Genomic DNA, 12,855 nt, shown 5'->3' on the forward strand with positions numbered 1-12,855 from the left:
TGCTTGCCTTGTTTCAGCGCAATATAGGGGCGTTGTCGAGAGCAAATCTCCCGTGGGCATGGCCGCCGATCCGATCCTGTTCGTGGCAGGCCAGTGGCTGGGAGCAGCGAGCGGGGCCCTGGCGGTTGTCACCATCACGGCCTACCTGGCCCGCTGGGGCATTCGCTTCCGGTTGGTGGGGGTAACCAGCTTCACGGCCCTACTTTCCCTTTCCTGCCTGGCATTTGCGATCAGCTACACCCCCCGGGTCAGCCTGGAGGGGGCAGTAAGTGTGCCGTTGGTTTTCGATAACGGCAGCGACCTGGTAATCGCTGCGGCTCCAGCTGATTTGCCCCCCGCCAGCTACGAGCCCACCGTGCAGCAGGTGGCCCAAAATCTGCGCAGCAGCGGCCGCAGTTCCCCTGATGGCCTGGTCCATGTCCGCCTGCGCCGGGTGGAAACCGTCGGCCCTGGCGTTAGCAAACCAGTGGTGCTGGCCGAGGTGACCCGTGATCTGGCCAGCGGCAGCGTCACCCCGGGCCGGTGATCTAGGCAGATGGCCCTAAAGCTTCCGGCCCATTTCTCAAGAGAGCTGAAACAGCTTGACCAGGCAAATTTGGCCAGCTGGCCCCAACTCGCCGCAATCAACGACGCCGACCTACGGCGCCTAGGCCGGCAGGGGGGAGCCAGTGAGGCAAGGCTGATCAAGCTGCGCGGCCAGGCCCGCCTGATCGTGGAGGTGGGCCTGGAGCCTGAGGAGGCCGCCCTACTGCTCTACGCAGGTGTGGCCACAAGCCAGGGGCTGGCCGAAGCCGATGCCCACCAGTTGCTTGTCCAAATGGGGCGGCTGCAACGCAGCCTCACGGGGATGGCTGCACCGTTGCTGGATCTGACAACCCTGCGGAGCTGGATCCTTAGGGCCAAGAAGAGAAAACCCAGGAGGCAAACTGACCACAGCTGATCGCCGGGGGATCATGGCGCTCCTTAGGTATATGGATGCGGGTTAAAGCCATGCAACTCAAATCGCCTGCCATGGGATGGGCCTTCCTGGCCGCCCTAAGCCTGGGAGCTACCAACCCGGCCTTGGCCCAATCCCAGCTACTTGAAAAAGTCAAGCAAAATCCAGCTGAAGCAAGGCAAATCTGCGCAGAACTGCGCCAGCTCAACAGCTCGGGGATCAGCTCAACCTCCCCCCAGGCCATCAAGGTAATCGCCAAGCAAAACAACCTTTCACCCATGGATGCTGAGGTTCTCAGCACCTACGTGATCGGGCTCCACTGCCCTGATGTGCGCTGAGTGGGTGGAGATGGCGTCACCGGCCAAGACGTCAGAGGCCAAGGCGTCATAGGGCCTTGCGTCACCTGGCAAGACGTCTCGATGGCCTGCACCGATGGCATCCAGCTAGTCAGCCGGCTCTGGAGCCCCCCTGGCAAAGGCCCCTGGCCCGCCCTGTTAATGCGCCAGCCCTACGCCAGGGCCATCGCCTCCAGCGTCACCTATGCCCATCCGGCCTGGTACGCCCAGCACGGTTTTCTGGTAGTGGTCCAGGACGTGCGGGGCCGGGGAGATTCCGGAGGAGATTTTCAAGGATTCACCCAGGAGGCCCGAGATGGCGCCGACACCATCAGCTGGCTTCGCCAACTGCCCCAATGCAATGGACGAGTTGGCAGCTACGGCTTCTCTTACCAGGGCCTAACCCAGCTACTCAACGACAGCAGCAGCTCAGAGGCAGCTTCCCTGCCCGACTGCCTGGCCCCGGCCATGGCGGGCCTTGATGAGCGGCTGCATTGGGCCAGTGAGGGCGGAGCCCACTGGTGGGCCCTGGGGCTGGGCTGGGGGCTACAGCTGGCGGCCCAACGCTGCCAAAGAGATTCAGACCTGGAAGGTTGGCAAAAAATTCGGACAAGCCTCGAAGACGGCAGCTTCCTAAACGAAGGCCTCCAGCTCCTGGAGAGCTACGACCCCTCGGGCATGGCCCTGGCCTGGTTGCGGCAAGACCCCCGAAAGGCCCAGGGCTGGGTGCGCCACCAACCGCCAGAAGCCCTGCTGAGGAAGCCGATGCTGCTCATTGGCGGCTGGCATGACCCCCATCTGCGCGGGGTGTTGGATCTATGGGAACGGAGCCGAAGGGCGGGGGGAGATCCCCAGCTGCGCATAGGGGCCTGGGGCCACCTGCATTGGCCTGGTGGGGCCGATGCCATGCAACTGGCCTTTTTTCAGCACCATCTCCAGGACAAAGCCCTACCCCAAAACCACCAGGAGCAATTGGCCTATCAAGCCAGTGCCCATGGCCCCTGGGGCCCAGGGCCCCAGCAGGAGGCGCCGATCTACTGGGAACTCCATCCTGAAAATGCATCTGCCCAGGATCCTGACCAGGATTGGAGCCAGTATTTGGTGCATGACCCCTGGCGGCCGGTGCCGGGGCGCGGCGGCCACCTCGGCCTTGAGAGCGGCCCCTGTGATCGGGCCGATCTCGATGCCCGCAACGACGTGATCTGCTTCAGCAGTGCGCCGCTGGAGCAGCCGTTCACCCTGCTGGGCAGGCCCAGGCTGGAGCTGGCAATTTCCGCCGATCAACCGGGCTTTGATCTTTGCGCCTGCCTCTCGGTGCTGCACACCAATGGCTCGGTGCGCCAGCTCTGCACTGGCGTGGCCCGCTTCCTAGGTGAGCACTGCTTGGAAAAAAGAATTCGCCAGCTGGAGTTCCAACCCCTAATGGTCCAGCTCGAGCCAGGAGAGCGCCTGCGCCTATCACTAGCCGCCAGTGCCTGGCCCCAGATCGCCCTAAATCCTGGCGATGGCACCATGCCGATGGGAGGAACCAGCGCCAACCATCGCGTGATCAGCCTGGAACTGGGCAAACCAAGCCTTGGCGTTTATTCCCTGCTTGGCGAGCAACCCGGCGTCAATTAGGGCAAACTGTTGCCGCGAATGATTTTTAGGGCCCCGATGCAGCGCTTTTTTGATTCTCTCAGCAAAACGCTGCTAGCCAGCGCCCTAGTGGGAGGGGGCTTAATCGCGGGTCCGATACTGCCAAATCGCCCTGCTTTTGCCCAGACACCCAGCGCTATCGACGCTGCTGCCCTCACACCAGTTAGTGAAACCCCCCTGAGTGTGGAGCAGGCCAGGGCCGCCGCCAATACGGTTCTAGATGCGGTCAAGCGTCGCGATGGCAATGCCCGCTACAACCAATTCGCCGACGAACTCAAGGCCGTAACCAGTCCGTCAATGGTGCAACGCACCATGAAAAGCTGGCCCAAGCTGTTGAGCTGGAAAGTCCTGGGGGTGAGCCGCGGCAGCAGGAGCACCACCGTGGAGGCTGCCCTGACCACCTCGGCCGGCATTCGAAACGTATTTATCGTTTTTAACAGCAAGGTCAAATTGATTGGCTATCACATTGACCGTTCCGATCTCTCCGACTCAAAAGTAGCTATTCAGTTCGTCCAGACCCTGGCCGATGGCCAATACATCAGTGCGCGTGGTTTCCTGAGCCTGGATCTGCAAAAAGATGTCAGTGCAGCGTCCCTGCAACGGAAATGGCAAGAGCTGCAGCAACTCACCGGCAATTTTGTTCGCGTCAAAAGGGCCGTTGAGGCCAGCAGCAACAGCACGGGCAAATTGGTGCTGGTTTTAACAGAGTTCAATCGCCTCACCGACACCCTGTTTGTGGTGATGGGACCCAACAACCAAATCACCGGGATCGACTTCCCCATCGATCCGCTCAAGCCTGAGCCCGTGCGCTGAGGCGAAGAGATCCTGGCGGCGCCTAAGCTCGCGGCTCACGCGGCTGGACGATGGGCTTGCTCAACCTCGAATGGATGGTGCAAGACGGCCAGCGCCTTGCTGAATGCCGCCACGATCACCCATTTGCGGTGCTCGGCCCCCAGCCCCTCGATAGCGGCGGCTGGGTAGTAAGGGTGTGGATGCCCGAGGCGGAAAGGGTTGAGTTGATCGCCGGGGGGCAAAACCAGGCCCTGGAGTGCCCCAACCACCCCTGGGTATTCGAGACCAAATTTGAGCAGAAGCCAAGCAGCGGCTATCAACTAAAGGTTTTGCGGGCTGGCATTGAGCACATCCAGCACGACCCCTGGGCATTCCGCGAGGAATGGATGGGTGAGCTGGATCAACTGCTCTTTGCCGAGGGCAACCACCACCACATCTGGCAGCGCATGGGCGCCCACCTGGTGGAACGCGATGGCATTGCCGGGGTGATGTTCTGCCTGTGGGCACCAAATGCCCTCAGCGTGGCTGTTCTGGGGGATTTCAACGGCTGGGATGGCCGCCACCACCCAATGCAGTCAAGGCTGGGCGGCGGCTGGGAGTTGTTTATCCCTGGCCTGGAAGCCGGCCAGATCTACAAATATGAAGTGCGGGCCCAAAACGGGCATTGCTATCAAAAATCCGATCCCTATGGCTTCCGGCACCAGGTAAGGCCCGACAACGGCTCCGTAGTGGCCCCCCTGGCCGGTTACACCTGGGCAGACAACGAATGGATTGCCGAGCGTGACAGCCGCAACCCCCTCGATCAGCCCGTTTCGGTCTACGAGATGCACCTAGGTAGCTGGATGCACGCCAGCGCCGACCAGCCCTACATCGAGGCCGATGGCACGGCCCGGCCCCCTGTGGCTGCCGCCGATCTCAAACCCGGTGCCCGCCTGCTCACCTACCCCGAACTGGCCGACAAGGTAATCCCCTACGTGAAGGCCAGGGGTTTCACCCACATAGAATTGATGCCGATCTCAGAGCATCCCTTCGATGGCTCCTGGGGGTATCAGGTGACGGGCTGGTATGCCCCCACCAGCCGGTTCGGCAGCCCCGATGAATTCCGGGCCTTTGTGGATCGCTGCCACGCCGAGGGCATTGGCGTGATCCTCGACTGGGTGCCAGGCCACTTCCCCAAGGACGCCCACGGCCTGGCCTTCTTCGATGGGGCCCATCTCTACGAGCACGCCGATCCCCGCATTGGCGAGCACAAGGAATGGGGCACCCTTATTTTCAATTACAGCCGCAATGAAGTTCGCAACTTCCTGGTAGCCAACCTGATCTATTGGTTTGAACAATTCCACATCGATGGAATTCGGGTGGATGCGGTGGCTTCGATGCTCTATCGCGACTACCTGCGCCCCGATGGGGAGTGGCTAGCCAATGAGCACGGTGGCCGGGAAAACACCGAGGCCGTGCAGTTCCTCCAGCAGGCCAACCATGTGCTGTTTGAGCACTTCCCTGGAGCCCTTTCCATTGCCGAGGAATCCACCACCTGGCCGATGGTGACCCAGCCCACAAACATCGGAGGCCTGGGCTTCAATCTGAAGTGGAACATGGGCTGGATGCACGACATGCTCGATTATTTCGAGCTGGATCCCTGGTTCCGCCAGTTCCATCAGAACAATGTGACGTTCTCGATCTGGTACGCCTTCACCGAGAACTTCATGCTCGCCCTCAGCCACGACGAGGTGGTGCATGGCAAGAGCCATTTACTGCACAAAATGCCTGGCGACGACTGGCAAAAGTTTGCCAACGTGCGGGCCCTGCTGGCCTACATGTGGACCCACCCCGGTAAGAAGACAATCTTCATGGGGATGGAGTTTGGCCAACGTTCCGAATGGAATGTGTGGGGAGATCTGCAGTGGGATCTGCTCCAACACAGCGCCCACCAGGGGCTCCAATTGATGGTGGACGATCTCAACAGCTTCTACAAATCGGAGCGGGCCCTCTGGGGCGACGACTTCAGCGAATTCGGCTTCCAGTGGATCGATTGCAACGACAACCGGCACTCAATCATTAGCTTCATGCGCCGCGAAAGCGCCACGGGTCGCTGGCTGGTGGTGGTGGCCAACTTCACCCCCCAGAGCCATTCCCATTACCGGGTTGGCGTGCCCATGGACGGCTTTTACGAGGAGGTGTTCAACACCGATGCCGAGCGTTACGGCGGCAGCAACCTCGGCAACCTCGGCGGCAAGTTCACCGATGAATGGGGCATGCACAGCTATGAGCAGTCCCTCGATCTGTGTCTACCCCCTCTGTCGGTGCTGGTCTTCAGGCGCGATGAAAAACGCAGCCAGCTCGCCATTGCCGACAGCTGTGAAGAAGCCCCCACCAGCGGGGCACTGCTCGGGTAAGTTCGCCCCTGGCCTCCTTTTTAACCATGACCGGAACCGCCCCCCTGCTGCTGCGCGCCGCCCAAGGTGAGCAGGTGGAGCGGCCGCCGGTCTGGATGATGCGCCAGGCGGGCCGCTACATGAAGGTTTACCGGGATCTGCGGGATCGCCATCCCGGTTTTCGCGAGCGCTCGGAAAACCCCGATCTCTCCTATGAGATCTCGATGCAGCCCTTCCACGCCTTCAAACCCGATGGCGTAATCCTCTTTTCCGACATCCTCACCCCCCTGCCAGGCATGGGGATTGATTTCGACATCGTCGAGAGCCAGGGGCCCCTGATCCAGGACCCCATCCGCACCATGGCCCAGGTGGAGGCCCTGCGCCCCCTCCAACCGGCCGAAAGCATGCCATTTGTGGGTGAGGTACTTAGCCGCCTACGGGAGTCGGTGGGCAATGAAGCTGCTGTGCTCGGCTTTGTGGGTGCCCCCTGGACCCTGGCCGCCTACGTGGTGGAAGGCAAAAGCAGCAAGAGCTATGCCGTGATTAAGCAAATGGCTTTCCGCGAGCCCGCTCTGCTGCACAGGCTGCTCGACCACTTCGCCACCTCAATCGCCACCTACCTGCGCTACCAGATCGACTCCGGAGCCCAGGTGGTGCAAATGTTTGATTCATGGGCAGGCCAGCTCAGCCCAATCGACTACGACACCTTCGCCGCTCCTTATCAGAAGAAGGTGGTGGATCTGGTCAAGCAAACCCACCCCGACACCCCCTTCATCCTCTACATCTCAGGCAGTGCGGGTGTGATCGAGCGCATGGCCCGCACCGGCGTCGACATCGTTTCGCTCGACTGGACCGTGGACATGGCCGAAGGCCTGGCTCGCCTACCCGAGCATGTGGGCGTGCAGGGCAACGTTGATCCCGGCCTTCTGTTTGGCACCCCCGCGGCGATCCAGGAGCGCATCGACGACACGGTGCGCAAGGCCAGGGGCCGTAAACACATCCTCAACCTCGGCCACGGCATCCTGCCCGGCACCCCCGAGGAGAATGGCCGTGCCTTCTTTGAGGCTGGGAAAACGGTGATGGAGCGCCTCGGAGCATTGGCTTGAGCGGCCCCCAGGCCCGGATCCTGATCACCGGGGCCAGCGGTTGCGTTGGCCAATACATCGCCGAAGAGCTCTACCGCCACAGCGATGCCGAGCTGCTGCTGCTGTTGAGGGATCCAGCCAAACTCCAGGCCATTCCCAGGCAAGACCCGAGGGTCACCCTGCTGGTTGGCGATCTGCGGGAGCTGGGTGTGCACGCAGACGCCATCGCCTCAGCCACCCGCATCATCCATACCGCCACCGCCTGGGGCGATCCGGTGCGGGCCCAGGCCGTGAATGTGGATGCAGTTAAGGAACTGCTGCGGCTCGCCAATCCCCAGGTGCTGGAGCAGGTGATTTACTTCTCCACCGCCAGCCTGCTCGATCGGAACCTAAAACTGCTGCCAGAAGCCCAGGCCCATGGCACCGAATACATCCAAACCAAGGCCATTTGCCTAGGGCAGCTCGAGCAGCATGGGCTGGCCGAAAGGGTGGTGGCGATCTTTCCCACCCTCGTTTTTGGGGGCAAGCTGGGGGAAGCGGGGCGGCCCAATGGGGGAGACCTCCATCCCACCAGCTACCTAACAGCGGGCCTCAAAGAAGCGGTGCGATTCATGGGCCTGGCCAAATGGCTGCGCACCGACGCCAGCTTCCATTTCATCCACGCCGCAGACATTGCCAAGGTTTGTGCCCACCTGGCCACCACCCCCCACCAGGCCAACCCCGAACCTGGCCAGGGGCCAATCCGCCGGCTGGTGCTGGGCCAGGCAGCCGTGACGGTGAACCAAACCGTAGCCAGCCTCTGTAGGTGGCGCCGGAGCTGGTATCCAAGCTTTGGCCTCGATCTCAAAGGCTGGCTGATCAATGGCCTAATCAAGTTTTTACGTATTGAGATCACCCCCTGGGACCTCTTCTCAATCCGCTATCGCCACTTCATCCACCAGCCGGTCAGTCCGCCGGAGCGTTTTGGCCTCGTGAGCGCCGCCCCAACCCTGGAGGCGGTATTTGAGATGGCGGGTCTGCCCAGGCGCGGGAAAGTCAGGGGCTAGCTCGGGCGATCTAAATGTTTCGAAGCACCTCGGATCCCATGCACCGGCGCCAACCAGGCCTTAATTTCGATGGGTTGCCTGCCTTGATGCGCCCTCCCATGCGCCGACTCTTCTCCTTGATTGCCCTTTGCCTAGCCCTCGTGCTGGGTGCAGCTCCTAGCTTCGCGGCTGACGCGGCCCACGGTGGCCAGATCTTCTCTGCCAACTGCGCCGCCTGCCACATGGGTGGCGGAAACGTGGTTAACGCAGAACGGACCCTCAAAAAAGAAGCCCTCGAGGCCTACCTGGCCAACTACAGCAGTGGCCCTGAGGCTGCCGTGGCCTACCAGGTGACCAACGGTAAAAACGCCATGCCCGCCTTCGGCGGCAAGCTCAGTGCCACCGACATCGACGATGTGGCCGCCTATGTGATCGAAATGTCTGGCAAGGGCTGGTCTTGATCCTTGAACGTTTTTGATTGCTAGCCCTGGCTCCGGCTGGGGCTTTTTTATTGGCTAACTATCCAGCTGGCGACGGGCAGCCAAAACGGCCAGGTAGAGGTCTTCCGGCACCTCACGAATGTCGTATTCGCTGGGCAAAACCCCATGGACATGGCGGTGCACAGCCATCCAGCAGTTGCGCTCCAGATCCTTGGCCGTGGCATCAAATTCCCGGGAAGCCTCGGCCAGGAGTTCAACCAATGCCCCTTGCTTGCCTCCAGATTCATCTAATCCAGGTTTCTCCATGGCAGCCTGCTTAGGTGTCAGCGCCCCGAAGCCGGGGCAAAGTGGATCGAAGGATGGATCAAAGCATGACTGGGCCCTTGCGAGCGCAAATTACACTGCCATTGCTGCTGCTGGCCACCATGGCGCTGCCGGCCACCATGGTGCCGCCGGCCCTAGCCCAGGAGCGGATGGCTGGCAGCTGCCCATTGGTGGTGACACCCCAAAACTCCTTGCTTCAACCAAAACGCATTAACCCAGCCCAGGTAAAGGCTAAAAATGCCGGCGGCTGCCTTTCGCCCGCAGATGCGATCTACGGAACAAATGGCTGCCCACAAAAGCTTTGCGGCGCCAATGCCGGCGTAATCCCCCTAAACAGCAACTAGGCAAATCAAGGGGCCCACACCGGTTTGCCCCCAGGCAATGTTCGGTCGCCCGGCTTAGGCCCCAGGGGAACTGGCCATAGTTTTGGTGCAGCACTCCGACCAAGGAGATTCCCCCATGCATCCCACCGCCGAACTTTTTACGGAGAAAGCCTGGGCCGCCGTAGTCGGCGCCCAGCAGCTGGCCCAACAGAAGCGCCAGCAGCAGATGGAAAGCGAGCACCTGCTCGCTTCACTGCTGGGCCAACAGGGATTGGCGGGTCGGATCCTGGAGAAGGCCGGAGTGGACGTGGGCACGCTTAGCCAAAAGGTGGACGCCCACGTCGCTGCCCAGCCCAGCCTTAGCGCCGCCCCCGACAACGTCTACCTGGGCAAGGGGCTCAATGCCGTGCTGGATCAGGCCGATGCCCTCAAGGGCAGCTACGGCGACAGCTTCATCGCCATTGAGCACCTGCTGCTGGCCCTGGCGATCGATGATCGCTGTGGCAAACAGCTGCTTTCCCAGGCCGGGGTCAACGCCGAAAAACTTAAGGAGGCCGTCGGAGCAATCCGAGGTAGCCAAAACGTGAACGATCAAAATCCAGAAGGCACCTACGAATCCCTCGAGAAATACGGCCGCGATCTCACCGCCGCCGCCCGGGCGGGCAAGCTCGATCCGGTGATTGGCCGCGATGAGGAGGTGCGCCGCACCATCCAGATCCTCAGCCGCCGCACCAAGAACAACCCCGTATTGATTGGCGAACCTGGGGTTGGCAAAACGGCGATCGTGGAGGGCTTAGCCCAGCGAATCGTCAATGGTGATGTGCCCCAGGCCCTCCAAAATCGCCAGCTCGTATCACTGGATATGGGGGCCCTGATCGCGGGCGCTAAATACAGGGGTGAATTCGAAGAAAGGCTCAAGGCCGTGCTCAAGGAGGTCACGGCATCCCAGGGCCAAATCGTGCTGTTCATCGATGAGATCCACACCGTGGTGGGTGCCGGCGCCAGCGGTGGGGCCATGGATGCCAGCAACCTGCTCAAGCCGATGCTTGCCCGGGGGGAACTGCGCTGCATTGGTGCCACTACCCTGGATGAACACCGCCAACACATCGAAAAAGACCCAGCCCTGGAGCGCCGCTTCCAGCAGGTGTTCGTGGACCAGCCCACAGTTGAAGACACGATCTCGATCCTGCGGGGTTTGAAGGAGCGCTATGAGGTGCACCACGGGGTGCGCATCGCAGACAACGCCCTGGTGGCGGCCGCCGTGCTCAGTAGCCGCTACATCGCCGATCGCTTCCTGCCGGATAAGGCCATCGATTTGATGGACGAATCTGCTGCGCGGCTGAAAATGGAAATCACCTCCAAGCCAGAGCAGATCGACGAACTTGATCGCCGGATCCTGCAGTTGGAAATGGAAAAACTTTCCCTGGGCCGGGAATCAGATACGGCAAGCCGCGATCGGCTCGAGCGTTTGGAAAAGGAGCTGGCCGACCTCGGTGAGCAGCAGAGCGCCCTCAATGCCCAGTGGCAAAAGGAGAAGGGTTCAATCGATGAGCTAAGTGCAGTTAAGGAGGAGATTGAGCAGGTCCAGCTGCAGGTGGAGCAGGCCAAACGCAATTACGACCTCAACAAGGCCGCAGAACTGGAATACGGCACCCTGGCCGAATTGCACAAAAAGCTGGCCGCCAAGGAGGCGGAGCTCAATTCCGCTGCAGGCGAGGCAGGCCAGGGCAAATCGCTACTGCGCGAAGAAGTCACCGAGGACGACATCGCCGAGGTGATTGCCAAATGGACTGGCATTCCAGTGGCCAAGTTGGTGCAGAGCGAAATGGAGAAACTGCTCCAGCTTGAGGATGAACTGCACACCCGGGTGATAGGCCAAAGCCAAGCCGTAACGGCAGTGGCCGATGCGATCCAGAGATCTCGGGCAGGGCTAAGTGATCCCAACCGGCCGATTGCCAGCTTCCTCTTTTTGGGTCCCACCGGTGTGGGCAAGACCGAACTCTCCAAGGCCCTGGCCACCCAGCTATTCGATAGCGAGGAGTCGATGGTACGCATCGACATGAGCGAATACATGGAGAAGCACGCCGTTAGCCGCCTGATCGGAGCGCCCCCTGGCTATGTGGGCTACGAAGAGGGCGGCCAGCTAACAGAGGCGGTGCGGCGTAGGCCCTATGCGGTGATCCTGTTCGACGAGGTGGAAAAGGCCCACCCCGATGTCTTCAATGTGATGCTGCAAATCCTCGATGACGGCCGCGTCACCGATGGCCAGGGCCGCACGGTGGACTTCACCAACACGGTGCTAATCCTCACCAGCAACATCGGCAGTGCCTCGATCCTGGATCTGGCCGGGGATCCGGCCCGCCATGGCGAGATGGAAACCAGGGTCAATGAAGCCCTAAGGGGCCACTTCCGACCAGAGTTTCTGAACCGCCTCGATGAAACGATCATCTTCCACAGCCTTAGGCAGGAGGAACTGCGCCAGATCGTTGAACTGCAGGTGGCTCGCCTAGCCCGCCGGCTCGAGGAGAAGAAACTGGCCCTGGAGCTCAATGCCGATGCCCTTGATTGGCTTGCCGCAGTTGGCTACGACCCGGTCTACGGAGCCAGGCCCCTAAAGCGGGCCATCCAGCGCGAATTGGAAACGCCCCTCGCCAAGGGCATCCTGGCTGGCCAATTCACTGGGGGCCACAGCATCAGGGTGGATGTGGCCAACGAGCGGCTGCGCTTCCAGCAGAGCGAACCCGCCCAAATACCTTTGCTGGTCTGAGCTTGCGGGCGTCAAGACTCAGCGGGCTAGGGCATCGCGAATAGCCGGTGTCTCGGCCCAACTCCAGGGACCTTCGCGCACCGGTGTGATGCCCAACTCCGCCCGCAGCTCCTCAAGGTTCTGCTCGAAGCGCTCTTCCCAGATCACTGGGAAGAGGGGCTTAGCTGCTGCCCCCATCTCCAGCCCCTGGCTGATGTGGCGGAAGCCATAGACGGGGGTGCGGGCCTGTTCGCTTGGGCTCTCCAGCTCATCGATTGGCGTGTCTGCCTGAGACCAGCTGAACAACATGGCCATCAGATTGGAAAAGGCCAAACCCGGATGGCTGAACTGGGCAACGCTGATGCTGATCACCCCCAGTTCACCAAAGTTGTCGAGGCTGAAGCCGCTCAGGATGTGATGGATGTCGTGGGTTGCGTACACCCTGTAATTGATGTAATCGGCATCTTCCTGGAGGTGGTTGAAAAAGGCTGGTTCAGGGAAAAAACCGATGTCGTAGCCCATGGCCTGGAGTGCGGTCGCATAGGTGTGCCCCAGGGTTCCCTTGGGCATGGCCAGAAGCTGCTCGCCGTTGTAGGGACCGCAGGGGCGGCGCTGGTCGATCAGGGCCTGGCAGGCGGGATTTCGGGCAAGGCGCTTGCGGCACAACTGCATCGGCGCTGAATGCCTCAAACGATTGGAAAGCTCGAAAATATTTTGAGCTGACTGCCCAGCACCGGCAAAAAGGTCAGCCAGTTCAAGGAACTGTTGGATCTGCGCGGGGTCAGCGAGCTGATCGAGATAACGAAATCCCATGGGTGGCCGTTAATGGGGTTTG

13 protein-coding genes are annotated in these 12,855 nt (G+C 61.1%); 11 read left to right on the forward strand and 2 right to left on the reverse strand.

Annotated elements, in window-relative coordinates; all coding sequences use genetic code 11:
• Nucleotides 1–58: 58 nt before the first annotated feature.
• From KBY49_RS03790 to KBY49_RS03830, 9 genes are all read left to right on the forward strand, one after another.
• The gene (locus tag KBY49_RS03790) at nt 59–526 is read left to right on the forward strand and encodes a Ycf51 family protein (protein WP_254933415.1); all 468 of its coding nucleotides are present in this window, start codon (nt 59–61) and stop codon (nt 524–526) included.
• A gap of 9 nt (nt 527–535) precedes the next feature.
• Nucleotides 536–940, forward strand: a complete 405-nt coding sequence (locus tag KBY49_RS03795; protein ID WP_254933416.1) for a DUF4332 domain-containing protein — start codon at nt 536–538, stop codon at nt 938–940.
• A gap of 50 nt (nt 941–990) precedes the next feature.
• Nucleotides 991–1,275 (forward strand): hypothetical protein, encoded by a 285-nt coding sequence (locus KBY49_RS03800; protein ID WP_254933417.1) that lies wholly within the window; start codon nt 991–993, stop codon nt 1,273–1,275.
• Nucleotides 1,276–2,892, forward strand: coding sequence for a CocE/NonD family hydrolase (locus KBY49_RS03805; RefSeq protein ID WP_315856992.1), 1,617 nt, complete (start codon nt 1,276–1,278; stop codon nt 2,890–2,892).
• A 36-nt stretch (nt 2,893–2,928) separates the two neighbouring features.
• The gene (locus KBY49_RS03810) at nt 2,929–3,723 is read left to right on the forward strand and encodes a DUF3887 domain-containing protein (protein WP_254933418.1); all 795 of its coding nucleotides are present in this window, start codon (nt 2,929–2,931) and stop codon (nt 3,721–3,723) included.
• A gap of 50 nt (nt 3,724–3,773) precedes the next feature.
• A complete protein-coding gene (gene glgB, locus KBY49_RS03815; protein ID WP_254933419.1) occupies nt 3,774–6,098 on the forward strand; it encodes a 1,4-alpha-glucan branching protein GlgB in 2,325 nt (774 codons plus the stop codon).
• Between the two features lie 26 nt (nt 6,099–6,124).
• Nucleotides 6,125–7,183, forward strand: a complete 1,059-nt coding sequence (hemE, locus tag KBY49_RS03820) for a uroporphyrinogen decarboxylase (RefSeq protein ID WP_254933420.1) — start codon at nt 6,125–6,127, stop codon at nt 7,181–7,183.
• Nucleotides 7,180–8,208: an NAD(P)-dependent oxidoreductase gene (locus tag KBY49_RS03825; RefSeq protein ID WP_254933421.1), complete on the forward strand. Its 1,029-nt coding sequence runs from the start codon at nt 7,180–7,182 to the stop codon at nt 8,206–8,208. Before hemE ends, KBY49_RS03825 begins: the two co-directional genes overlap by 4 nt.
• A gap of 98 nt (nt 8,209–8,306) precedes the next feature.
• Entirely contained in the window at nt 8,307–8,648 is a 342-nt protein-coding gene (locus KBY49_RS03830; RefSeq protein WP_254933422.1) for a c-type cytochrome, read from the forward strand.
• Nucleotides 8,649–8,702: 54 nt separating this feature from the next.
• On the opposite strand, the gene KBY49_RS03835 is transcribed toward KBY49_RS03830, so the two are convergent.
• Nucleotides 8,703–8,933, reverse strand: a complete 231-nt coding sequence (locus KBY49_RS03835) for a hypothetical protein (RefSeq protein WP_254933423.1) — start codon at nt 8,931–8,933, stop codon at nt 8,703–8,705.
• Nucleotides 8,934–9,010: 77 nt separating this feature from the next.
• Here KBY49_RS03835 and KBY49_RS03840 point away from each other — a divergent pair, with 77 nt between their 5' ends.
• Together KBY49_RS03840 and clpB are read left to right on the forward strand one after the other, a co-directional pair.
• The gene (locus KBY49_RS03840; protein ID WP_254933424.1) at nt 9,011–9,295 is read left to right on the forward strand and encodes a hypothetical protein; all 285 of its coding nucleotides are present in this window, start codon (nt 9,011–9,013) and stop codon (nt 9,293–9,295) included.
• Nucleotides 9,296–9,410: 115 nt separating this feature from the next.
• Nucleotides 9,411–12,041 carry an ATP-dependent chaperone ClpB gene (clpB, locus tag KBY49_RS03845; RefSeq protein WP_254933425.1) on the forward strand — a complete coding sequence of 877 codons (2,631 nt, stop codon included), beginning with the start codon at nt 9,411–9,413 and terminating at the stop codon, nt 12,039–12,041.
• An 18-nt stretch (nt 12,042–12,059) separates the two neighbouring features.
• On the opposite strand, the gene KBY49_RS03850 is transcribed toward clpB, so the two are convergent.
• Nucleotides 12,060–12,833 (reverse strand): Coq4 family protein, encoded by a 774-nt coding sequence (locus tag KBY49_RS03850; RefSeq protein WP_254933426.1) that lies wholly within the window; start codon nt 12,831–12,833, stop codon nt 12,060–12,062.
• Between the last annotated feature and the right edge of the window lie 22 nt (nt 12,834–12,855).

This window comes from Cyanobium sp. WAJ14-Wanaka (genome assembly GCF_024345375.1).
Classification (GTDB): Bacteria; Cyanobacteriota; Cyanobacteriia; order PCC-6307; family Cyanobiaceae; genus Cyanobium_A.